The 25,131-nt window shown below is 50.3% G+C and carries 16 protein-coding genes; 11 read left to right on the forward strand and 5 right to left on the reverse strand.

The features are described 5' to 3' along the window. Positions 1-99 precede the first annotated feature (99 nt). From GZZ87_RS18265 to GZZ87_RS18305, 9 genes are all read left to right on the forward strand, one after another. Entirely contained in the window at positions 100-3,648 is a 3,549-nt protein-coding gene (locus GZZ87_RS18265; RefSeq protein WP_162025916.1) for a hypothetical protein, read from the forward strand. 39 nt (positions 3,649-3,687) lie between these two features. Beyond that, the gene (locus GZZ87_RS18270; protein ID WP_162025915.1) at positions 3,688-4,404 is read left to right on the forward strand and encodes a hypothetical protein; all 717 of its coding nucleotides are present in this window, start codon (positions 3,688-3,690) and stop codon (positions 4,402-4,404) included. 400 nt (positions 4,405-4,804) lie between these two features. Next, positions 4,805-7,597: a chitobiase/beta-hexosaminidase C-terminal domain-containing protein gene (locus GZZ87_RS18275; RefSeq protein WP_162025914.1), complete on the forward strand. Its 2,793-nt coding sequence runs from the start codon at positions 4,805-4,807 to the stop codon at positions 7,595-7,597. A 351-nt stretch (positions 7,598-7,948) separates the two neighbouring features. Then, the gene (locus GZZ87_RS18280) at positions 7,949-10,762 is read left to right on the forward strand and encodes a GH116 family glycosyl-hydrolase (RefSeq protein WP_162025913.1); all 2,814 of its coding nucleotides are present in this window, start codon (positions 7,949-7,951) and stop codon (positions 10,760-10,762) included. 28 nt (positions 10,763-10,790) lie between these two features. Then, positions 10,791-12,623, forward strand: coding sequence for an alpha-L-fucosidase (locus tag GZZ87_RS18285; protein WP_162025912.1), 1,833 nt, complete (start codon positions 10,791-10,793; stop codon positions 12,621-12,623). 240 nt (positions 12,624-12,863) lie between these two features. After that, positions 12,864-14,438, forward strand: a complete 1,575-nt coding sequence (locus GZZ87_RS18290) for an arylsulfatase (protein WP_244648076.1) — start codon at positions 12,864-12,866, stop codon at positions 14,436-14,438. 25 nt (positions 14,439-14,463) lie between these two features. Continuing rightward, positions 14,464-14,718 (forward strand): hypothetical protein, encoded by a 255-nt coding sequence (locus tag GZZ87_RS18295; protein ID WP_162025911.1) that lies wholly within the window; start codon positions 14,464-14,466, stop codon positions 14,716-14,718. 77 nt (positions 14,719-14,795) lie between these two features. Next, positions 14,796-17,243, forward strand: a complete 2,448-nt coding sequence (locus GZZ87_RS18300; RefSeq protein ID WP_162025910.1) for a glycoside hydrolase family 95 protein — start codon at positions 14,796-14,798, stop codon at positions 17,241-17,243. Positions 17,244-17,265: 22 nt separating this feature from the next. Continuing rightward, on the forward strand, positions 17,266-18,645 hold the full coding sequence (locus GZZ87_RS18305; protein WP_162025979.1) for a sulfatase-like hydrolase/transferase: 1,380 nt from the start codon (positions 17,266-17,268) through the stop codon (positions 18,643-18,645). 485 nt (positions 18,646-19,130) lie between these two features. Here the strand turns inward: GZZ87_RS18305 and GZZ87_RS18310 are convergent, their stop codons facing one another. From GZZ87_RS18310 to GZZ87_RS18330, 5 genes are all read right to left on the reverse strand, one after another. Beyond that, entirely contained in the window at positions 19,131-20,132 is a 1,002-nt protein-coding gene (locus GZZ87_RS18310) for a transposase (RefSeq protein ID WP_162025909.1), read from the reverse strand. Between the two features lie 29 nt (positions 20,133-20,161). Next, positions 20,162-20,473, reverse strand: a complete 312-nt coding sequence (locus GZZ87_RS18315) for a hypothetical protein (protein ID WP_162025908.1) — start codon at positions 20,471-20,473, stop codon at positions 20,162-20,164. 52 nt (positions 20,474-20,525) lie between these two features. Next, entirely contained in the window at positions 20,526-21,068 is a 543-nt protein-coding gene (locus GZZ87_RS18320) for a DUF2059 domain-containing protein (protein ID WP_162025907.1), read from the reverse strand. A 75-nt stretch (positions 21,069-21,143) separates the two neighbouring features. After that, positions 21,144-21,770 (reverse strand): hypothetical protein, encoded by a 627-nt coding sequence (locus GZZ87_RS18325; RefSeq protein ID WP_162025906.1) that lies wholly within the window; start codon positions 21,768-21,770, stop codon positions 21,144-21,146. A gap of 72 nt (positions 21,771-21,842) precedes the next feature. After that, positions 21,843-22,190, reverse strand: coding sequence for a DUF6869 domain-containing protein (locus tag GZZ87_RS18330; RefSeq protein WP_162025905.1), 348 nt, complete (start codon positions 22,188-22,190; stop codon positions 21,843-21,845). A gap of 1,103 nt (positions 22,191-23,293) precedes the next feature. Here GZZ87_RS18330 and GZZ87_RS18335 point away from each other — a divergent pair. Together GZZ87_RS18335 and GZZ87_RS18340 are read left to right on the forward strand one after the other, a co-directional pair. Next, on the forward strand, positions 23,294-23,602 hold the full coding sequence (locus GZZ87_RS18335) for a hypothetical protein (RefSeq protein ID WP_162071480.1): 309 nt from the start codon (positions 23,294-23,296) through the stop codon (positions 23,600-23,602). An 80-nt stretch (positions 23,603-23,682) separates the two neighbouring features. Further along, a complete protein-coding gene (locus tag GZZ87_RS18340) occupies positions 23,683-25,131 on the forward strand; it encodes a glycosyl hydrolase family 28 protein (RefSeq protein WP_162025904.1) in 1,449 nt (482 codons plus the stop codon).

Consider the following 25,131-nt stretch of genomic DNA (forward strand, 5'->3'; position numbering starts at 1 on the left):
ACTATCAAGACTCAGCCTCATAGTTCTATAGCTATTTGATTGTTTGGATAAGTTGATGACTGGCCCCAGTTTCTTATCCCTTATTCGACCTACCCCCACATGAATTTACCTCATAAATATGCTCTGAAGCGCTGCAGCTGTCAGCAAGGTTTTGCGCTGGTCATTGCTTTGAGCTTAATGGCATTCGTGCTACTCCTATTACTCTCAATTACAACGCTCGTTCAGGTGGAGAGTCGCAGCGCGGCTTCACATATGGATCAATTGGAGGCGGAGCAGGCTGCGCTGCTTGCGTTGAACGTTGCGTTTGGACATCTGCAGGAAGCCGCGGGCGCAGATCAACGGATTACGGCGACGGCTGATGTCCTATCATCTGCCGCCAGTAGTGTCGGATTCGAGGCTGCCGATGGAAATCAGCAATGGGTTGGGGTTTGGAATAATTCTACTACGGATCATCAGGTTCCAACTGCATCACGTGATGAACCATCAGGATCCAATCCAGATGGTTTTCTAGGCTGGCTTATTTCGGGTGATATCATCGGCGTTAGTGATCAGCTTGATTTAGTCGCGACAGCCCTAACGACTGATCAAAGCATTGTTGTGTTTGATTCGGATGATGCAGACGAAAGCGTGCGTGTCCCCTTAGTGGAAACTGATTCGAATACGGCCTATGCTTATTGGGTAGAGGATGAAGGGGTGAAAGCCTCGATCCAGCAATTGGAGGTCGCATCAAGTAGTTCGGCATTGAATGAGCCGTATTCGAATCCGCTCGTCTTTGGATTGAGCCAAGGAGCCGATTTCGGGCAAATGGGCGGAGGCATGGCATCGGCGATTGATTATCCTATTGCTCTCGGCGCCAATGAAGCGTTGCTGGATAACATGGCGAAGGTTCTAAGTGAAGAGGAACTAGCGTTGACCGCCTCTGAAGATGATGAGTGGGTCGAAGATAATCGGCATGGTTTTACCATTCACTCTCAGAGCCTCTTGACGGATGCCCGCAATGGCGGTTTTAAGCAAGATCTATCGCTAGCGTTCGAGATGGATGATGATCGAAAAGGTCCTAATAGCCTCCCATTTTTTAATGATTCCGAAGACTTTGTCGGTGATGGCAGTTCACGAGATTTGGCGAAGCCGGAGACGCTTACGGGCGCACTAGCGAAAGCGCCCGGGCAGGATTTCTTTAGCCGTTATGTATTTACATATTTTCCTGAGGGTGTTTCCAGCAATACCAATGTCCGTGGCCCCACATGGTATTTACTCCGGGATTATTACAACCTGTATAAGCGATTAAATAGTAGCTCTAGTAGCCTTACGCTAGATGCGCAGCCTTACTACCCGAATAACCCAGAAAGAACTAGCGGGACATATGAATTCCTTGAAGCACGTTTTGCAAAGGATAAAGATCCTTACATCCATGAATTTCGTGAATCGAACGGCTACCATCATTTTCAATTGAGTCGTGGTAATTACACGCCAGTTATGCTCGGGTATAGATTGATATTCTCGATCGCATCCTACGATTATGATGCAGCTACAGACACGGCAAAAATTGCCTTTGCTTACGACCCGATTTATTATTTATGGAATCCATACGATAAAAGTATTCGTTTCGAGAATTATAAGGTTCAATATTTTGAGGACATTCCGGTTGTTGTTGAATTTGAAATCACTGATCAGGGAGGGACGCGAAAGATCGAAGAGGTTGAGGTATCGACATATTTGCGAGAGAATGGATGGAGTGGGACTGGCGATGACTTATATTCCTTCCTTTTAGACCCGTCTGGGGAGGTTGTGTTGGCCCCGGGGGAGGTTCGAATGTTTTCAGCTGTGAATTCGCAGGGTGATTGTTATCCAGGTGTCTCTAATATCACTGCGATGAGCGGTAATATTTTGAGGATCCACCCGACTGCAGGAGAAATTTTGGTAGATGGATTCAATGACGCTACGATTAAGGTGGATTTGGGAATGCATAACAAATCAGCTAGCGTTGATGACTTTAAGAATGGTCGTTTTCAAACCACTTCGTATCTGGTGGATAACGATGATCTTGCAGATGCCCGCACACGCAGCCGAACCTCGACTCATCCGAAAACGCAGTTTCTTTCGATTCAAGCGAACTCTCCGAAGGGAGCTGGTGAGAAAGTTGATACGGTTGAACTAACAGTAACTGGTAGCAATTTATCAGATCGAAAGTCATGGCTGGGTTATGTGGATTATATGCAAAAGCCGGCGAATGTAGATAGTGCGGGTGAGCCGACTGAGATTGTGGCGGCTTTTAACCCGATTTCTATTACTGCGCTTGGCGATATCCGAGTATTCCCACAACGTAATCGCTTCCTTCACCTGATTTCGGAGACATCATTGAATAGCATACTGCCTGAGGAATTTAATGGTGCGGCTTACTGGGGGTATGAGTATAGTTCAGCGGGTAGTAACTACATTCCAGGCTTTTCGATTCCTTCAGAGCCCTTGACGTCACTGCCGCAGTTGAGGCATGGGATGTTGACGCCTTATACTTTTGAGAATCCTCGCGCGGTTGGTAATTCTTATGCGAACCCGCGCTTGCTTCAAGATCAGCTTTTTGGCCCGATACTAGGGCCTAATTCAACTAATGGCGACCGCTATGATTCAACCTGGCTTCTTAATGATGCTCTTTGGGATGGGTATTTCTTCTCCGGTATCGCACCGAAGTATAGTTATAGCTCTGGCAAGTATAGCTCAGGGGGAGATGACCTTGAGAAAGCAATCACTCGCTTCTTCGATGCAGACTCGGATCGCTATGGGAATGCCAACCTCTTGCCGAATATACCGGAAGGGGAAAGTGCCTCAAGTCTAGCAACTGAGTATTCAGATGGTGATGGCTATAAGGAGATTGGAGCTTCCATGGTGATGCGGGGCGGCTTTAATATTAATTCGACTTCGGTTGCGGCATGGGCTGCAATTCTAAGCGGAAATCGTGATCTCCCGATGGATTATTTCGCAGCAGATACTCTATCTGACGGAACGGATGACGCGGACGGTGTGCCATTCCCAAAGACGCAGCTGCCCAATGCAGATTCGACCGATCCATGGAGCGGATTTGCCCGATTGAACCCCGACTTGATTTGGAATGATGCCGGCACTCCAGATGACGAGTCCGACGATACCGGCCTTGCTGTTGAGATCGTGAACCAGATTCAAGAGCGCGGCCCCTTCATGAGTTTAAGTGATTTTGTGAACCGGCGACTCGATACTGGGGAATCAGGTAAGATGGGGGCCTTGCAGGCAGCAATCAAGGCCGCAGGCATCAATGCGGACGTTGAAAGCAATCAGGGTGTGCCCGCAGACTATTCGACATACTATCACAATCCAGATGGTGGGGCGGGTGTTACCTCCGGTGGTATTAATGGATTCATTGAGCAAGCAGACATTCTTCAGGTCATTGCTCCGAAGATTGTGCCAAGGTCGGACACCTTCCGCATCCGGTCTTATGGTGAAAGTCGTAGTGTAGATGGTTCGGTAGTTGGAAAAGCAACTTGTGAAGTTGTCGTTCAGCGCGTGGCTGAGTATGTAGATCAGGACGATGATCTGATGACACTTCCGGATGACCTTAATGCCCCGAATAGTCGATACGGGCGTCGATTCAAGATTGTCAGTTTCAAGTGGCTCTAATCGGATATTATAGAATTATTTACCTCCCCATTTATATCAATGCGTTATTTATCTCTTTTTGCCGTTCTTTTCTTCTCTTTCTCAGGTGCTTTCGCCCAGTCCGTCGAGAATGAAATTCGAGTTGTTTTTACTGCCTATGATTGGGCAAAAAAGGGGGTGGGCGATGTCTACTATCGAAGCGGAGGTGAGTATGAACTCATTGAAATGCGAAACCTCAGTCGCACCAAGCCGTATATTTACAATGGGGCAAAACTATTTCAGTTATTTAAGAAAATACCAGTCGCAGAAGGGGTTCCTGCTGAATTCAAATTTCAAGTTTGTGCTGAAACCGTGATCAAACAGAATGGTGGGCGTGTTATGGTTGTGATTTCTCCAGAGACTTCAGAGGAGAGTGCCTTCGATTACCGTATCTATACATTGGAAGATTCGTTGGACGGTTTTCCGAAGAACTCATTTCGCCTTGTGAGCTTTTCCCAAAAGACCTTGTATTTTCAGATTGAGGATCGTAAACCACAGAAGATCGAGCCTGGAAAGCGTATCACGATTAAGCCAGAAAAATCAGGAGAAGGGTATATGTCAGCAGTATTTAGGAGTGAGTCGGGAGAGCTACTTTATAGTAAAAAGTGGTATACTGAACCAGGTGTTCGTGATTTGGTTTTTTTGAGAAGTTATGAAGATCGCAGAGGAAAGGAGAGATTAGCCCTGCGAATTATTACTGAATATGTAACTGAGCCTACAAAGGAGTCGAAACGGTGAGGCACTAGATCTGTTTATATTAGGCACGACGCCAATACCGAATGCGATTCCTTTACCTCACGTCTCAGTCATTGATTTTTCTTAGTGCTTTTCGACGCACCGCGCAGTTGCATCGGATGAAACTATCGATCATTTTAACTAGGCGTTCTGCACGTGAAGTATTGGGATATACGGAACCAACAGGACAGCACCTAACGTGCTGCGGTCCATATCCTCTCGGCGAGGCTAGGCGGTGTTGATGAATTCTCACGGTGAGGGGTTCTAACCGCTAAGGGGTTCATGAACGCCGCTTAGCGGTTTGCCTCTGATTTATCAGGCTCAAAGGGTGGGTAGACCTGCGCAATCGCTCAAATACGCGATGTGCGACCACATCGGTCTGTGATAATTTATTGATTTGATCATGAACAAACGAACTGCCCCTATTTATGCTGTGCTGATCGCGCTGCTCTCAGTGCTCAATGCTTATGGCGTGGCCCCTCAAACAGGCTCGATACAACTCTTCGTCGCGCCCGATGGAGATGACACAAGCACTGGCAGCCAATCGGCTCCACTCGCTACGTTGGAAGGTGCGCGTCAGCTGATCGCCACCCGCGAATTGGCGGGCACACAACCAGTGACGGTTTGGGTCGCAGGCGGCACCTATTCCACCGAAAAGACGCTACGCTTTGGCGAAGCGGATTCGGGCAGCGAGCGCGCCCCGATCCACTATCGTGCGGTGCCGGGTGACTCCGTTGTTCTCAAGGGCAGCTTGCCGCTCAATCCCAATGGCTGGAAACCGTGGAAGGAAGGCATTTATGCGCAGTCGCTGAAGGGCACCGCTCTGGAAGGGCGTGCCATGAACCAACTCTTCATGTCAGACCAGCGCATGGTGCGTGCGCGCTTCCCGAACTGGGATTACAGTAATCCGCTACGAACAGGCGACGGCTATCTGATGGCAGGTGGCGAAGGTCGCCCGAGTATGGAAAAGATCTCTTGGAATGAGGGGCCTTTAGATGAGCGTGTTCAAGCGTGGGCGCATCCTGAGCAAGGCATACTTCACGCGTTCCATGCGCGTAATTGGGGGAACTTTCAATTTCATATTGGTCGTGTGGATGCTGAGAATCGCACCTTTCATTTCAGGGATGGGGGCTGGCAGGCTCAGCGTCGTGAGCGTGGGGTAGGCGGTAAGGGCAGCCATAGCTCGCCGTTTTACATCGAAAACATATTTGAGGAGCTGGATGCTCAGTTTGAGTGGTATCACGATTCTGAAACAGAGACTTTGTATTTCAAGCCACCTGCGGGACTCGACTTGGCCACAGTCAATGTTGAAGCAGCGGTAGTAAAGTCCTTGATTGAAGTTGAAGGCGCCCAGCATCTTCACTTTGAAGGGTTTCATCTGACACAAACACGTGCGACCTTTTTGGAGCCTTATGAAGACCTAGCGCGCGGCGACTGGGCCATTCATCGTGGGGGCGCGGTTTACTTTAAAAATAGCCAAAACTGTTCGGTGAAGGATTTTCATATCGAGACGATTGGTGGCAACGGCATATTTGTGGATGGGTTTAACGAGGAAATCCACATCTCCGGCTGCTTGATTGAGGATACTGGGGAGAGCGCAGTCTGCTTCGTCGGGGATCCCAAGGCGGTGCGTGACTATCAGACATGGGTCACGGGCAAACGCGGGGAAATTACCGATCTGGAGCCTGGTCCGAAAACGGAGGATTATCCGCGGAATTGCAGTGTCGAAAATACAATTACCCGCGATGTGGGAGTTTATGGTAAGCAGACCTCCGGAGTTTTGGTTTCCATGGCCATGGATATTACGATTGATCATGTCAGTGTGTATCGAATTGCGCGTGCCGGTATTACCTTCAATGACGGCACGTGGGGTGGGCTCGTGATGTCGAACTGCGATATCTATGACACTATTTTGGATACTGGGGAGCACGGCCCGTTTAACTCTTGGGGACGCGAGCGTTTCTGGAACAGCAGCAAGTTAAATAAAGACTGGGTGAGACTGGATTCGCTCAAGCCAAACATTCTCCGCAACAACCGAGTCGGGAACTATCGCTCTTCGGTCAGTGCAGGAAACTGGACGATCGACCTGGATGACGGTTCTTCGCTCTATGAAATATACGATAACTTGATGATCGGTTCTACCCTCAAACTTCGCGATGGATATTTTCGTAAGGTGACTAATAACATCATGGTGAGTGCCGTTCCACTTGGTTTCCATGTCTGGCCAGATGATAATTCTGAAGATATATTTGAGCGTAACATCACTGTGGTCGCCGGATCCGTCGAAGGTCGGAATAGTAAGACGCGGGCTCTACTGGGGCCGGTTCGTATGCCCAAGAATATTGGCGACTGGGGAACCTTTGATCACAATCTGTGGTGGAATGTGAATTACCCCGGATTTTCAGCCGGTAAGGTGGCTGACAGCCTAGAGTCGTGGCAGCAATTCCAAGGAAAGCACAGTATCGTTGCCGATCCACTGTTCGTAGATCCAGCGAATCGGAATTATCAGGTGAAGCCGGAGTCGCCTGCGCTGAAGCTCGGCTTTAAGAATTTCCCAATGGATCAGTTCGGCCACCAAATGACGCGTATCATGAATTCGATGCACCAGTTCGAAGAGTCAGTGCACGTGGTGATTCGTGCCGATGCGCGTGGTGGGGCAGTTCACTATACTTTGGATGGTTCAGCGCCGAGCGCACAGTCGCCGCTTTACAAAGAGCCAATCCGTATTGAAGAAAACGCGACAGTTCGGGCGAACACCTTTAACCCACAAGGACATGCCGTTGGCTTTGAGGATCGCGTTGCTTTCGAAAAGGTAGAAGAACTAACCCATCAAAGCTGGTTGGCCTCAGTATTGGCGGGTGAATATGTCGTTCCCAAAAAATCATCTAAAACGGAAGTCCTCAGCGAGCCCCGCTCACTACACTGGGCTAGCATGCAGTTGGTGAGTATCGCCGACTATCCGGATTACATCGACGCGACTGGCGGTCAACCGACTGGCGTATTTATCGAAAGCCTTGCTCAGGACTCTCCTGCGCTGAAGGCGGGCGTGAAAGAGGGCGATACCATTATCCGACTCAATCGCACGGAAGTGCGCACCTTGAAAGATCTAGAGCGTGCGTTGAAACAGGCGAAAGGTGACGTGACGGTCACGGTTTTTCGCGGCTATCAACTTTACGATTTCACGCTGAATTTGTAATTTTAAGATTCATTCAATTGCCCCATTAATGACCGTAGCCGCGTTTGCGTAAAAGAAACCAAATATGATCACAACTACCTGCAGGCCAGAGGGCTCTCAACCAGAAGAGGAAGGAAAAACAGGAAGCGTGTGCTCTCATTGCCAATCTTAAAAGGTCTGCTCCGTGTGCACAAACTTACGGGTATCCTGTAAACACACTATAGCCAGGGGTATCAAATTTGTTAGATTGAAGCGTCAAAGTCAGTTCAGTCGATGTCATCACACCCTGGAACCATCAACAACACTAACGATACGCAATTTTTATAGAATCCCACCTCTTGAACTTGTTCGTTGAATTCACGAAATATTAAAATGAAAAGAATACAAAAAAAAGAAGAGGCACAGACTGGTGGTCGTTACGAGCGTGCAATTTCAATTGGAACCAGTCGCCGTGCATTCATTAAGGCGGGGAGCCTGACATCGGCTCTGCTGTTATCCGGCAGGTTGCCTGTCATGGCAGGTCCATTTTCAAAAACGGATATCGCGAATCATTTAATTCCCGCCGACAAGAAGCTAAGCGCGGCCTGGCTGAACTCGCTCACACAACGTGGTGCGCCGGAAGTGTTTTCTGGGGATGAACTCAAGTATATCGGGATGCCAATCGGTGGTATCGGCTGCGGGCAGCTGTATCTGGCAGGCGATGGGCGTCTCTGGCACTGGGACATCTTCAAGTCGAATTATACGCGTGAAAAGCATGACATGGAAATGAAAGCGATGACGATGGGTGGGCACTATGCGCACCCGGTCGCTGTCGGTGAAGCGTATTGCCATCAGAATGGTGAGGAGGTCGAGCAGGGCTTTGCGGTTCGCGCCACATCAGGTGACAAGTCGCTCGTGCGCACGCTCGATCAGAATGGTTTTCCAGACGTAAGCTTCCGTGGTGAATATCCGCTCGGGCGTGTGACTTATGAAGATGCCGAGTTTCCTGCAAAGGTAATGCTAGAGGCGTTCAGTCCCTTCATCCCTCTCAACACAAAAGACTCTGCGCTGCCGGTGACCGTCATGCGCTACACCGTGACGAATCGTTCGGACGCTGCATTGCAAGTGGACCTCGGTGGCTGGTTGCAGAACGCGGTTTGTCCTTATACCGAGGATGTTTCGCTCGGCAAACGCAGCAATCAATTGGAGCAGGGGAAGGGCTGCACTTCTATCCTCAGCGCCATCAACGGCGACGAAGCGCTCACCAAAGAGCATGGCTATGGATCCAGTGCCTTGACGATCTTGGCGGATGAGGGGGTTCGTATTGGTGGAGTCACTACATTGAGCCACTTTGAGCAGCCGGAACAACTATTTGAGCAACTCGATGATGCGGGTGCAACGTCCGTATCGAAGTCACTAGACGAATTACTCGTCGGTGGGCTGAGTGCCTCCATTGAACTGCAACCCGGTGAATCGAAGGTGATCACTTGTCTGATCTCATGGTATTTCCCATACCATCAAAAGGCGAATGTCGGTGTCGGCGAATTATTCGGCCATCGCCACTATCTGCCTTGGTTTGAATCAGCGGGTGATGTGTCCGACTATGTCGCACAAAATCGTGCGTCATTAATCGATGGCACGCTGCTCTGGAATAAGACTTGGTATGATAGCACATTGCCTCACTGGTTGCTCGATCGCAGCATCATCCCACTGGATTGTATCGCTACGCAGACCTTCCACTGGTTCGACAACGGTCGCCCTTGGGCGTGGGAAGGCGTGGATTGCTGCGAAGGCACGTGCACGCACGTCTTTCATTACGCTCAAGCGATGAGTCGCATCTTCCCCGAGTTGGAGCGTCGTCTGCGTGAAGAAGTCGATTATGGAGTAGCTTTTAATGAAGACGACGGTGGCATCGGCTACCGCGGTATTCATCAGCAGAAGGTCGCAGACGATGGTCAAGCGGGCACGATTCTGCGTGTGTATCGCGAGCATCAGATGTCTCCCGACGACGCCTTTCTCCAACGCCTCTGGCCGCGCGTGAAACAGTCGATCGAATATTTGATGGCGAAGGATCCCGATGAGGACGGTCTCTTAACTGGCTCGCAACCGCACACATTGGATGCCGCATGGACGGGTAAGATTGCTTGGGTCAGTAGCATGTATCTCGGTGCGCTGGCCGCTGGCGAGGCGATGGCAACGGAAGTTGGAGACAACGCGTTTGCTGCGCAATGCCGCAGCATCCTCGACCGTGGCTATGAAAGCATCGTTACCGATTTGTATGATGGCGAATATTTCATTCACAAGCCCGACGGGGTCGATGGTAAGGGCTTTAACACCAATAAGGGTTGCCACATTGATCAGGTGCTCGGGCAGGCTTGGATGCATCAAGTAGGGCTCGGGCGCATCATTCCGAAAGAAGAAACGGTTTCGGCGCTCAACAGTCTTTGGAAATACAACTTCGCACCCGATGCCGGCGGCTATGCCCTGCAGCATCGCGAAATTGAAGAGGCCTTCCGCTGGTATGCGATGGAGGGCGAAGCCGGTCTGTTGATGACGACCTGGCCTAAGGGCGGCGCGAAAGCTGCCATTCCTGGCGATACGCTGCGCAGCGTCGAGAACCCGACCATTTGGACTGGTCCGGGCGGCTATTTCAATGAGTGCATGAACGGCTTCGAATACCAAGTCGCTTGGCACATGGTGGCCGAAGGGGCGCCGGATAGCCCATTGGTTGAGAAGGGCTTGGCAATCATGAAGGCCGTGCACGATCGCTATGCGGCTCATAAGCGCAATCCTTACAACGAGATTGAGTGCTCCGATCACTATGCCCGCTCAATGGCATCCTACGGTATCTTCCTTGCCGTCTGCGGCTTCACCTACCACGGGCCGAAGGGTGAGATCGGTTTCGCACCGAAAGTCCATCCCGAACAATTTAAGGCACCGTTCACCGCTGCAGAAGGCTGGGGCACCTACAGCCAGACGATGGATGCATCCACGATGCAGGCCGAACTACAGGTAAACTACGGTGAGCTCCAGGTGCATCAGGTGAGGTTAGCCCCGAATGGGCTCCATGTGCAGCAGGCGGATGCCCGCTACGCCGGCAAATCTTTGGCAGCCACCTGGGCCACGGATGGGGAGGGACTGGTGGTCACACTGCAAGTGCCTCTTCGGATGGCGTCCGGTCAGCAGTTGGTGATATCGATAAGCTAATCAACAGAACTATTTAGAAGACCCAATCATGAAGAAATTATTCAGCTTTATTATTCCAGCGGCATTGGCACTTACGCCGTTCACTTACGGCAATAGCGGTTCAGAGGCGCCGCCTGCAGTTCAAGCGCTCAGTCAGGTTCAGGTGCCTCAATTGACGGAGACACCCGCAGAACGCGAGGCACGGATTCAATGGTTCAGAGATGCGAAGTTCGGCTTATTTATTCATTGGGGACCAGCTTCGCTGAGCGGTGAGGAAATCAGTTGGGGCATGCAGGATCGCATTGAAGGGGGCAAGGCCCACCAGAAGGTGCCGCGCGACGAGTATATGAATCTCTATCGTGATTTTAATCCTGTTAATTTTGATGCGGATGAAATCATGGCTTTAGCCGAGCAGGCGGGCATGACGTATTCGGTGTTTGTGACGAAACATCACGACGGATTCAGCTTGTGGGATACGCAGGAGAAGCACTTCCCCGTAGGAGGTGAATTTCCGGAGCACTATTCCATCTCCGATACGCCGTATCAGCAGGACATTGTCAAAATGGTCAGGGATGCCGCACAGAAACATGGACTGAAAGTCGGCTGGTATTACTCCACTCGGGACTGGACGCATCCAGATTACCTGCAAGGCGATAACCTCGCCTACAATGCCTACTACGAAAACCAGGTGGAAGAACTGCTTCAAGATTACGGACCAGTCGATATCCTCTGGTTTGACCATGCATTCGGGCAATGGGATCAATACACCATTGAGCAGCTGTATCAGAAGATGTATCACCATAATCCTAACCTTCTGGTTAATAATCGCGCGGTTCGGGGACTTAAAAATGTTCCGGCAGACTATACCGCTCTGAAAGACGGGGACTACGATACGCCAGAAAATCGCATGGGATCCTTTCAAGCGGGACGTGCCTGGGAGTCTTGCATGATCCTCTCGCCGACGGTCGATCACGGGGGCTGGTCCTATCGTCCAGACGGGGTGACTCGTTCGTTGAAAGAAACGATCCGATTGCTCTCATCCTGTATCACTGGCGACGGAAACATGTTGCTCAATATTGCTCCCTTACCAGATGGAACACTACGACCTGAGGAACGGGCGATATTGGAAGGCATCGCCCCATGGACGGCTAACAATAAGGAAGCACTCTATGGCACACGAGGTGGCCCATGGATCAATGGAGATTGGGGCGGTTCCACTTATCGGGGGGAACATGTCTATCTGCACCTCTTTGACGTGGACGACGGGGGTATCGAGTTGAATAGCCTCCCGCAGAACGTGGTCTCGGTGACAACGCTTCAGGGTAAAGCCATTCCGTTTACACAGAACGCGCAGCAAGGAAGCCTTAAGATTACGATTCCGAAAGAGGATCGCGACCCTTATGTCACTGTCGTTAAACTCACACTGGAAAGCCCAGTCACAGGGATTCAGTATGGTTCCGCTCTAAAGGGAGAAGGGGCGCAGGTCATTCCTGGCACCATGGTGTTTCATCCTTCCGATGCAAAGATTGATGGCACCGCAATCGTGCAAGGAGAAGGTGCGGAGGCCACGATTGTGAACTGGAGTGACAAGGGAACCAAAGTCCGCTGGCCGCTCGAATTGGACAGCCCAGGGCGCTACTCCGTCGAGTTGCTGGGCTCAGCGACGGAAATCGATTCCATGGTCGTCATGACGTTCGGTAAGGGTAAACATCTCTATTCTGTGCTGCCAGTTACCGGCAACGTGGAGAGCTTTCAACGAATCAAAGTCGGCGAAGTTACCTTCCCGAACGCCGAACGAGCGGAGCTGGTAATCCAGCCTGTTGGCCATAAGGATTGGAAGCCCGTGCAAGTGAAAGAAGTGAGGCTGATTCCATTCAATTGATGGGCTGGCTCATCTGGGGCAGTTTTTCTCACATACACTTCGATTGGATCCTAGCGAGATTTACCTCGCCCAGGCATCTGTCAAGCTGCGCCGACTTTAGTCATCTAAAGGGCAAACATATGCCTGCATATCGCGTTTATACGCGGTATGCAGGTGTCGGCGATCGTGCTATATTCGTTGGATGATTGATGGAGTTTCCATTGGTGCTCCCAGATGATGATAAACCCTAGTTTTCCTTATATGAATATATCTCGCACACTATCGATGCTTCTCCTTGCCGCGCTATGCTCGGCGGCAAATGCGGCTGACCAGCCACCTGTGGTGAGCTTGTCGAAGCCCAATATTATCTACATCCTTGCCGATGACCTTGGTTACGGAGATGTGCAGTGCCTGAATCCCGAGCGCGGCAAGATTAAGACCCCGCACATGGATCAAGTGGCCGCGCAGGGCATGATTTTTACGGATGCGCATACCAGCTCTTCGGTTTGCACGCCAACGCGCTACAGTATACTAACTGGACGCTACAACTGGCGGACTACGCGTCAAAGTGGTGTGCTCGATGGCTATGGTCTGCCCTTGATCCCGATCGACCGCGTGACGGTGCCAAGTTTTTTGAAGGCAAACGGCTACACCACTGCGATGATTGGCAAGTGGCACTTGGGCCTTGGCATCGCCACCATCGATGGCAAAAAAGCCAAAGCCAAGGGCGGATTAAAAGAGAAGAAGGGCAAGGGCGCCTTTCCTCCGGCTGAACTATCCAACATTGATTGGCAGGGCACGATTGAAGGGGGCCCTGTCGATCTGGGGTTTGATTCTTGGTATGGTATCTCTGCCTCCCTTGACTTTCCTCCTTATGTCTGGATCCGTGACCGCAACTGGATTGCCGAAGGCACGCACGCCAAAGCTTTTCACAGAGACGGGCCTGCCAGTGAAGATTTTGAAGCAATTGACGTGTTGGACAAGCTGACTGCTGAGGCTGTTCAATACATTACCGAATATAAAGATACGAAGCCCTTCTTTATCTATATGCCGTTGCCTTCTCCCCACACTCCGATCGTTCCGTCGTCAAAATGGCAGGGCAAAAGTGGGCTAGGGCGATACGGCGACTTCGTCATGCAGACCGACGACGTGGTCGGCCAAGTCGTCAAAGCATTGAATGACCGTGGCATTTCGGAAAATACCATCCTCATCGTCACCAGTGACAACGGCTGCTCAAAGCGCGCTGACTTTAAGAATCTTGAAAGCCAAGGACACTTCGCAAGTGCGCAATATCGTGGCTCCAAGTCGGACATTTGGGAGGGCGGTCTGCGTGTGCCATTCCTTGTTAAATGGCCGAAAGTCATTAATGCAGGCAGTATGTCCGACGAGATCACGTGTCAGATCGATTTACTGGCAACCTGTGCGGAACTGATGGGGCAGGAACTGCCAGAAAATGCCGCTGAAGATAGTGAAAGTATCCTTCCGGTCTTCATGGGAGAGGCTACCGACTACTCACGTAAGGGCATTATTCAACACAGTGTGAGCGGTCACTTCGCCTACCGCGAAGGGAAGTATAAGTTGATTCTAGGCTATGGTTCGGGGGGGTGGAGCGGTCCTAACGAGAAGCAAGCGAAGGCTGAGGGACTGCCGAAAGCCCAGCTTTACGATCTCGAATCGGACCCAGGCGAAACCATAAACCTCTACGAATCGCACCCCGAACTTGCCGAGCGCCTGCTAGCCCAGTTGACGGATTATGTCGAAATAGGCTCCAGTATCGATGGTAAGGACTCTAAGAATGATATCGACACGATCAAGCTTTGGAAGAGTGGGAAGTGAGACTCTAGCTTATTCCCTAGAAACGATGAGAGCCCTGCTAATTCCCTCCTTGATTGCACTGCTAGTGGTGGGCTCTACAGCGCATGCTCTGGAGCCTTTGAAAAGTGATCCAGCAGGTCCCAGGGTCAACGCCATGGCGACGCCGGGCAAAGAGATGATGAACGTCCTCTTTAAGCGTCCTGTCTCTGTGGGCTATCGTAAAGTTGAAAAAGGCGGAGATACCGCGATGCGCGACTGCGTGATCGATGCCATGGATGCGCTGCGCTACAATCGTTTGTAAGCATTTTATTACCAAAGACTAACTTCTCTCTCCTAACTTCTAACTCCTGAAAATAGGTTAAAGCACCAATGAGCTCAATGATTATTAAGAAATGTATATTACTGGTCGCCTGCGGAGCAGCGCTCGTGGCACAGGGAGCTGAGTCCGCCGGATGGCGGGGGATGACCATGATGCAACCGTCTGAGCAGTGGCGCGAGGGCCTACCTTCCGGGAATGGAGAGGTGGGAGCGCTGGTGTATGGGGCGGTCAATGCAGAGCGCGTCTTGTTTAACCACAACGAGCTCTGGTATGGCGGACGCATTGCGGACGTTCCCGATATGTCCGGTGACCTCGAGATCGTGCGTGAGCTGATGCTGGCGGGCAAATATGTCGAAGCCAACGGGCACTATTCGCAAAAAATGAGAGGGATGGGGTTTAAAGGAACCAATGCACGTTACCATCCTGCCTTTGATATGCTCGTTACCTCGGATACCGATCAGATGTTTGAGGACTATCTCCGCACTTTGGATTTTGAAACCGGTGAAGTCGTAGTCAAATGGCGAGATGGTGATACCCGCTTTTCTAGGAAACTGTTTGTTTCGATTCCCGATGACGTGTCTGTGATGGCGCTCACCGCTGACAAAGCGGGAGCAGTCAGTGGCAGTGTAACGCTGGATATTCACGACCTGAAGGATTCGATTAAGAAGGACGGAAGTTATTTTGACGCAGGGTTTTCGCATAAAACCGTCGTGGATGGAGATTTCATTGAATTTTGTGCGGACGGCTCCGATGGCGGGGAGTTCGGTGGAGTGGTTCGAGTGCTCAACCACAACGGAGTGTTAAGCGCTGACCGTGAGACCATTCGTTTTGAGGACGCGGATGAAGTGCTTTTGATGGTTGGATTTTTTGCGAGCGAAGCGGCCGCCACGGCGGTTCCGCGTTTGAAAAAACAGTTGGCCGCTCTAGAGGGGGATTACGCTACCTTGTTTGCCCGCCATGCTCCGCTGCATCGCGATAGATTCAACACTGTGAGTGTGAATATCAACCCGACGGGCACCAGTGATACGCCGAACGAGTATTTGTTATTGGACGCGTATCAGAACCCCGCTTCTCCGGAGCTCGTGCAACGCTTAGTCGATTATGGGCGCTATCTTTTGATTTCCAGCACGCGTGCCGGAGGGAATCCCGCGAATTTACAGGGGATTTGGAATGGCGACTATCAGCCACCGTGGTCAGGCTTTCTCGGTAATAACGAGAATCTTCAGATGAACTACTGGCAGGCGCTGCCGGGAGACCTACAGGAATCGATGATGGGGTTCTTTGACTATTTTGACAGCCATTTGGATGAGTTCCGCTATAACGCTCAACAGCTGTTTGGCTGTCGGGGGATTTTTATTCCACCGTTTATGTCACCTGAGTCTGGCGTGATGCGTCATACGTCCCCGCATGTGATTCATTGGACGGATGCTGCAGGTTGGCTGGCCTCGTTCTACTATGACTATTACCTCTTTACAGGTGATGAGGCATTTCTAGAAACCCGCGCGGTGCCTTTTATGAAAGAGGTCGCCTTGTTTTATGAGGATTACATTGTGATCGGAGAGGACGGGAAAAACATGTTCTTCCCATCACAATCACCGGAAAACGTGCCGAGCAATATGAAGGAGCGCGTTAAGGTTCAGATGAATTCGACCATCGCGATCGCGGTGTCCAAGCAGGTGTTTCACAATTTGATTCAAGCCTGTGAGCAGTTGGGAATAGAAGAAGCGGGCGTGCAGCGTTGGAAACAGTTGCTGGCGACAATGCCCGAGTATCAGGTCAATGAAGACGGCGCTATCCGTGAATGGATGCATCCCGACTTCGAAGATAACTATGAGCATCGCCATCAATCGCACATCTATCCGCTCTTCCCAGGCCAGGAAGTGACGGCAGAATCGAATCCGGAAATTTATGAAGCCTGCCGAGTGGCGATTGAGAAGCGCCTAGTCATTGGCCTGTCTTCTCAGACGGGATGGTCACTGGCACACATGGCAAATGTCTATGCGCGGCTAGGCGACGGTGAGCGCGCACTGGAAGCGTTGAATATTCTGTCACGCTGCTGCCTCGGGCAGAATCTATTCACCTATCACAATGACTGGCGTAAGATGGGGGTGACGACGACACATGTCTATGGGCGCACCTCGCCGTTTCAGATGGATGCCAACTTCGGTATTCCGTCGGCTGTGATGGAAATGCTGTGCGGCTCCACATCTGATATGCTGCGCATTTTACCCGCGTTGCCAGCCGCATGGCCGAGTGGTGAGTTCAATTATATGCTCACCCGCACCGGCGCACGCACCTCTGTGCGTTGGAATATGGATGCGAAAACCATTGAACTAACCTTGAAAGCAGAGCGCGATAATACATTTGAGCTTAAGTTTCCAAGCGATCTGGTCGACCTGACCACAAGCAGGCCTGAGGCGGTCAGCAAGTCCACTTATGGCAACCGCTATCGCGCGGTGACGATGGTAAAAGGTGATGAATTGCAACTGAGTATTCGACTCAGATGAATTAGAATGAGATAGAATGATGATGAAAAAATTGATGTTAGTGATGACGCTGTTATGCGCTGCGGCAGTTCAGGCTGCAGAGCGCCCGAATATTTTGTTTATCTTCGCCGACGACTGGGGTTGGGGCGATTTGAGCTGCCATGGGCATCCTTACGTTAAGACGCCGAATATCGACCGCCTTGCCGCGGAGGGCACCGACTTTCAGCGCTTCACGGTCGCGAGTGGCGTCTGCTCGCCCAGCCGCGCCGCCGTGGTGACTGGTCAGTTTCCCGCGCGCCACAATATCGACGGTCACTTTGCCACGGTCGAGAGTAATGAGCGCCGTAATATGCCGGATTGGCTCGCGCTGGATGCGCCGTTTCTCCCGCGCATGCTTCAAGAGGGCGGCTATACCACCGCGCACTTCGGTAAGTGGCACTTGGCAAATAATATGATACCGGATTCGCCCGTGCCTGGGGAGTATGGTTACGATGCGTATGGTGCGTTTAATTGCTCTGGCGAACAGATGCCATGGTATAAGGATGCAGACCGCGTTGTGGCTTTTATCGAGCAGGCGCAAGCAGAGGATAAGCCGTTCTTTATCAATCTTTGGATTCACGAGCCGCATACACCGCATCATACTGTGCCGAAATATCGTTGGCGCTTTCCCGAGTTGGAGAATGCTGACAATATCTATGCATCGATACTCTCGCATGCAGATGACCGGATTGGACAGGTGCTGGATGCATTGGATCGACTTGGAATTAGCGATAACACACTCGTGGTGTTTAGCTCCGACAATGGCCCCGCGCGCGCTTCGTCACAGAAAGATCCGCAAGTGATATATGATTCTGCGACAGGTGCTGGGTTTGACCTTGGTGGATCCAAAGGTATTACTGATGGACGTAAAGGCTACAAAGCTTCGCTGTTCGAAGGTGGTATTAACGTGCCTTTCATTGTCCGTTGGCCGGGGCAGGTGGCAGCGGGAGCAATTGACGATGTGTCGCTGATTTCTGCTGTCGATCTACTTCCAACTTTCCTTGAAATTGCAGCGGTGGAATTGCCAGCGGATTACCAACCCGATGGCCTGAGCCAAGTCGCTGTGCTGAAGGGACAACCATCGCCAACCCGCGAAAAGCCGCTCTTTTGGAAATATGATTCTCCTTGGCCCGCGAAGGAATACAAACCAGAGCATTGGGTGTCCTATGCGGTGGTGGATCAAAACTGGAAATTGGTCGCCAATAAAGATCTCAGCTATGTCGAGTTATATGATCTGGCCAACGACCCATATGAACAAACGGACCTCAGCAGCCAGCAACCAGAAAGTGTGGCACAGTTGATCGGAACGCTTGAAGCTTGGCAGCAAACACTGCCTGCCGAGCCAGTTGGCGATGTCTTTTCCGCAGAGCGCGATTCGCTGTAAATGGCAGGGCAGTGGGGAGTGGACGTAGAACTGACTCGATGGCGCGATAGCGCCATTGAGTCTAGTGACTGGTTCGTTTCAGATTTCCTATCGGTTTTGGTTCAGATTCCTCTTTTCTTTATGCACAAATATGGGATTTGAATCATGAAAAGCCATGAGAGGAATACAGTGGTGGTTAATCCCAGTAAGCTGATAATGACTCCGATCATCGTATTGGTTTGAACCGAGAAAGTCAGAACGTTCAAAGGCCCTTCTCTTCCCATGACCCCGCCAATCAGCGACACGCCGAATATGAGGACTAGGTAACATGAAAGTAGCCCGGGGATTCGAGACGCAATAGAGCAAATTCCAAGTGTTGTTTTAATTTTCATTTTTGACGAACGGGAAGAGTAGTCGATGCGAGCCTAGCGGGTCAATCATTCAAGTGGTTCTCGGATAATCGAACATGATAAAAGGGGTCACATGATAAAGCATGATAAAAGGGGTCATGTCATTACCTTTGTGGTCAGTTCTTTGAAGGACATTTGCTGGTCTCCGCCTGATGTCCTGAATTCTGAAACATATCGACTGACTGCGTCCGAGGTGCCCATGTTCAGCTGGTGGGTGATCCAGACGTTGGTCGCGCTTGATTTAAGCTTGAGTAGGCATGCCAGAGTGACTTTCCAGTCCGCCGATTTGAGATCTCCATCGATTGATGTCGTATCTTTTCCGAGCGCAGAGAGACCTTTGTCTAGAAGCATCTCCCATCTCAGCTCGTTTGCTTTACGTAGGCGCTCACCATCGTATCTGGGGACTTCCTCGGGCTGATCGACTGACTCATCGTCCTCCTTGAGTTCTTCAAGTAGAGCCTTCTTGAAGTCCTTAGTCCCGAGCGCCCAGCCTCGGCACATTTTTTCAAAAGCCATTTCCTTTTGGGCGGCATCCTCCTCTGACAACCACTTTAGGTAGCTCAGGTATTGATTTCTGCCTTTAGGCGTGTCGGCTAGAGCGCCTGCCGCCTTCAGGGCTCCCGAGCAGTCTAGGAAGCTGGGCCGCTTTCGTTTGTTGAACAGATACCAGACACTCGACCATCGGTAGTCTTTGAGTTGATCGACACTCACCATGTTCGCTCGCACTGGGTTTAAATGCACATAGTGGAGCAGTGCCCCTAAGTGGCTGTCCTCTTCGACGATTAAGCTCTTATAGCGCCCTTGAAATCGCTTGCCGTGGATCTTCCTGTATTTGTGGTATCGATTGGCAAAGGTCGATTGCAACCACTTCATCCCATAGATCAAATTCCCCTTGGGCGTGCGAACCACTAGGTGGAAGTGATTGGTCATCACGCAAAAGCCTTCAAGCACCCATTCGCATTTTTCGCAGGCCTCGAATAAGCATTTCTCAAAAGCCGCGTGCGCACCTTCGTTGATGAATAAATCCTGCCGGTAATTGCCACGGTTAATGATGTGGTAAACTCCGTTCTCCTTTTCAATTCGAAGGCTACGTGGCATGGTTGTTCAGTTGAGCTGAGGGGATCGATCTAGTCAACCACAAAGGTAATGACATGACCCCTTTTTTCTCTACTGTAATTTTCTTCCAAATGCTCTCTTAATTTTGGAGAGAGTTGAAGTCCCAATGCGGTAATGATTAGACCTAACAAAATGTAAGCCCAAGGCTTCCACACTTCTTTAATATTCAATATGCTGAATGCGATAATCCCAAATGGTGGTAGCAGAAAACATGCGATCAACCAAAGGATGCTTTTCTTAAACACTTTGATCAGCAGCACAATCAGGCCGAACAAAGTAAGTAGGTTTCCCGCAATCGCGATCAATGCTGCAATAATGGTCATTATGTTTTTTACCTATCGTGGAGTATGAGCGATGGCGCGATAGCGACATTGCTCACTGCGATTGGTTAGACTTATCTAGGCTTTCGATATAGTCCTTCATGATGGCTCTGATTTCTTTGAGGAAGTTATTATATTCCTTTTCCAGAGAGCTAGAAGAGGCTTCGCCGATATATTTTTGCATCAATGGAACGGCAATTTGCGAGGATTTAGTGCTTTTCTTTCCGATGTCGCTTTTTGTGAAATCAACTAGCTCTTTTAATTCACTCTCGGTAAAGTATTCAACTAAGTGTGCCTGATAAACCTTCATCGTCCCATCTACGGTCCATGAGTTCGATGCTCTCTCCATGAAGCGGTTCATAGATGCTAGCATCTTGTCTGAAATCTCATTGGGTAGGTCAGGCACGTTTTCTTTAACCTGTTTTAGCATCGTATCAGTCTGTTGCTTGTATGTTGAAAGCCAACTGCTGTGAGACGCTTCGTAAATCTCTCTTATTTTGATAAGGCTGATGTATTCGTCAGCTAGTTGTTCTTTCGTTCCTGCTAAACAGCTAAGCGAAAATACGAGTGATGTAATTATGATGGTGACTAGTTTCATTCTATTTCGTCTAACGTGGAGATGTATCGATGGAGTGGAGGCGGAGCCGTAACGGAATTGATACGATCGACTGGTTCAGCCCTTTCGTTTCCTAGATAAAGCGACAAATGCACCAACGCCAATACATAGAACGAAATAGCTTGGCTCTGGAACGACCGAGCTAGCATCGTTCACGAGTGCAATAGCGTCTAACTCGAACCCATTGCCTTCACTTATCGTTCCTCCGGGAGCGCTTAGAGCAGTCCCGAGAATTCTTATTCTTTGAACCTCATACCCGACGCTACTTATATCGAATGAATAAATATAGTTAGAATCAAAAGCTGCATCGTTTACTGTTTGATAGGAGCTGCTTAAGGATGACGTAATATCATCAAAATCTTCGTTGCTAAACGCACTTGTGTTATCCGCGACGAGAACTCGAAAGTCCAATTCAGGGAGTCCTGATTGTGCTTCGTAGACAAAAATCTCTGGCCCACTTATATCGGAGAGTGAGAATGTAAGGTCAAAGAAACCATTACCGAGACCGCCCCAATTAACACCTCCATCATTCCCTTCAACTAGACTATCTGGAGAGCCTTCGTATACGATGTCCCCTGTCGCAGTTCCATTATAAGCGATATTTGTAAGGTCTGCATAAAAAACCGAACCTGTTGCCGTAAACATCGGTATCAGTGAGGTTAAAATTGGGATTATTATTTTCATTTCATTTTGCTGAACGTAGAGGATGAGCATAGATGAGCGCCAGCGAAATCTATTGTCTCACTCCGACTGGATCTACCATACTTTTCTCCTAATGCTCTCGATTTTCTGCCAGACCTCTGGATCAATGCCGCTCTCCCAGACACCTCCTAGCAGATTATTAAATTTTACGGACTGCCTCGCTTCTACGACCACTCGATCAATAAATTGCTTTCCTTTTCTGTTCATCAGATCTTCGAGGGGGCCGGCGGCTAAGTTTGAAATGACCGTGTCATCACAGTCGGGGGAGTTTAGTGTTTCTTTTATGAAATTCCATAGCGCCTCGGGATTACTACTGGTCAAGTCCATCACGTGATCTACAGCATCCCAATACTTATCGTCGTTGGTTTTTTGATAGCAGATCCAATCTTGGGGTAAATTCATTTTTCTTTCGTAGATCGTGGAGGCCACTCGATAGATGAGCGGAAGCGAAATCTATTGAGTGCGCCGTCTGGATATACCAGAGGGCGGTGCCATCAGGCTCGGCGCTTCGGAGTGGTTGAGGTTCATTTCAGTGGGAATTTTTAGATTCGTTCAGAGTGGTTAGAATGTGGATTCATTCAATCACCTTTTTCCTGCCCGCTAAGATTCGCCAAGGAATCGCGAAGGGCTCTGATTCATACTTCGCGTCTTCTTCGCGCCACTTCGCGGGCAAATTTCACTTTTTCATTTCTTCTGTATATCAGTATTATAAGTCCTTGTAGCTAATCTTTTGCTACAGGTTTTGTTCGGTGGATAGGATGATGAATAACTCGTTGGTGCAAGATATTTTAAGAACTTTTTGGTGGGCGAATGCGTTGCCGCTTGGCATTGAACGTTTTGGGGGATGAATAGCTTAAAATAGGAGGTTTGAGCTGAATTCTAAAAACTCTGACTAACGGATATTTTGCAGGGGGTATAAATGGCACAGACGATAGGGTCTAATGCTCATTTCGGGGCTACGTGTTTTACGCATCGCTTACGTGGGATTCAAACCCCTTATTTCAATAGGGTGGCTGTCTGAAACCCCCTATTTTAATAGGGCTCAGAGGGTTGTTGTCAGCGCGCGTATAAGACTTCGTCTCACGCGTCTACGCTCCACGCGGCTTTGAAGTGCGAGTGGGAAGTGTTAGTGCGAACGAGACGTTCGATGAATCTTCGCGCTACGGCTGGGGCTTGGAGGCTTGTGCTCGGAGGCTTTGGATCGGTGGACAGACAGGACGGAGGTCTGCCGTAGATGGCGTCGCGTAAAAGACGATGTCTCACGCGATGGCAGCAATGTCTGTGTCACGGCTTTGGGAAAAACGAATTAGGTGTCTCACGGAGTCACGAAGCGCACAAAGCCAGAGGATTCGGAGGGGCTTTTTACTTATTTATTTATGGTTTTCTTGGAGCCCATTGCACGGTGCGGTCTTCCCAAGGAAAGCCCCTACGAAGGGAATCCTGAAAGCAGTTGTCTGGGCTTTGTGCCTTTGTGCCTTGAGCGTAGCGGGCGTGAGACTTCGCAGATGCAACGGGCCGAAACCAGTTCCTGGGTCCGCTACGCTTGGGGTCGGCGCTGGGGTTCTGTGCTGCGGTCTAAAGACTCGCGCTACGGCTTTGGTGCTTTGGCTCGGTGGCCGAAACCAGTTCCTGGATCCGCTACGCTTTGGCTCGGTGCTGGGGTTCTGTGCTGCGGTCTAAAGACTCGCGCTACGGCTTTGGTGCTTGGGGCGGTGGTCGAAACCAGTTCCTGGCTCCGCTACACTTTGGCTCGGTGCTTGGGATCTGTGCTGCGGTCTAAAGACTCGCGCTACGGCTGGGGCTCAGTGACGTGAGCGGGGTTGAATGCTTTGTTATAGCGAATATGCGTGATTACGCATATTCGCTAGTTTTGGTATAGTTTTGCTTTGATTCCATGAAATACCTCATCGCCCTATATCTTGCCACTTATCTCTCTGTGTTGTCTGTGAGCGCTACTGAGGCGACTCGCCCACTATTTGATGTTCGAGAGTTTGGAGCCGTCGGAGATGGCACGACGCTGAATACCGTTGCGCTTCAGAGCGCCATTGACGCTTGCACTGAAGCAGGTGGCGGCATGGTTCGGATGCCAGCGGGACAGTATGTGACGGGCACTATTGAGCTTAAAAGCAACGTCACGCTGTCACTTGATTATGGTGCTGAGCTGTGGGGTAGCCAAAGGCAGCAGGACTATCCCACCGAGCACATGCGGCCTGCTCGTGAGGGGCAATCGCAATGCCTGCTTTATGCGGCGGATGCGACGAATATACGGCTTGAAGGTCTTGGCGTGATTAATGGCCGGGGCACTCCAGAGTTTTTTCCGAAAACCCGTGGCAAAGACAACCGTCCGCGCTTGATCCGTTTCGAAAACTGCAAGCAGCTGACTTTCTCGGGGCTCACATACAAGAATCCAGCGTTTTGGGGCATTCACCTCGTGGATTGCCAGGACGTGCATTTCACTGGGGTGAAGATTCGGATGCGGAACAACCACTACAACAATGATGCCATGGATCTCGATGGTTGCGAGGATGTGTTGATTGAGAACTGCGATATTGAAGCGGGGGATGACGGGATTTGCCTCAAGAGTTCTTTGAATCCCTGCCGTAACATCGTGGTGCGCGATTGTATCGTCAGCAGTAATACAGCTGCCGTTAAATTTGGCACGTCCTCTTATGGTGGTTTTATCGATGTCGCTATCAGTAATTGCTATTTCTACGACTGCCCGATGGGAGCCATTAAACTGCAGTCTGTTGACGGTGGCCGATTGGAAAATATATCGATCTCACGCATCGTGATGGAGGAGGTCGGTTGCCCGATCTTTATTCGGCTCGGCAACCGTGGGAGTATTTTTGACAAAAATTCGTTTACTGGGGTGAAGCAGCCTGGCGCTGCCAAGCCGCGCAGGGGCAGTGTCGGGACACTCAAAAACATCCGGATCAGTGATGTGGTGGCGACAGTCACGATCGAAGATCGCGAAAAAGCTGCCACTGCGCACTACAAGAAGCTTAAAGTGGATACGACTCCGGGTGTGACTGATAAGGAGAAGGCCAAGTCCGGGCCAATTATGATTACAGGCATTCCTGGGCATTACATCGAAAATGTTGTGTTGGAGAATATTGAAATTTCCTATCCTGGGCATGGCACTGCTGCCGATGCCAAAGGCGTGGTGGCCGAAGACATTGAGCGCTATCCCGAGCAATTTTTCTTCGGGGTGCTTCCAGCATGGGGGGCGTATATTCGGCATGCTAAAAATGTGCAGTTTGACAACGTGACGCTGAGCACACGCTTCGGCGATGCGCGTGAAGCAATCGTGACGGTCGATGTTGATGGCTTTGTTACAGACTAA

This window comes from Lentimonas sp. CC4, from assembly GCF_902728235.1.
Classification (GTDB): domain Bacteria; phylum Verrucomicrobiota; class Verrucomicrobiia; order Opitutales; family Coraliomargaritaceae; genus Lentimonas.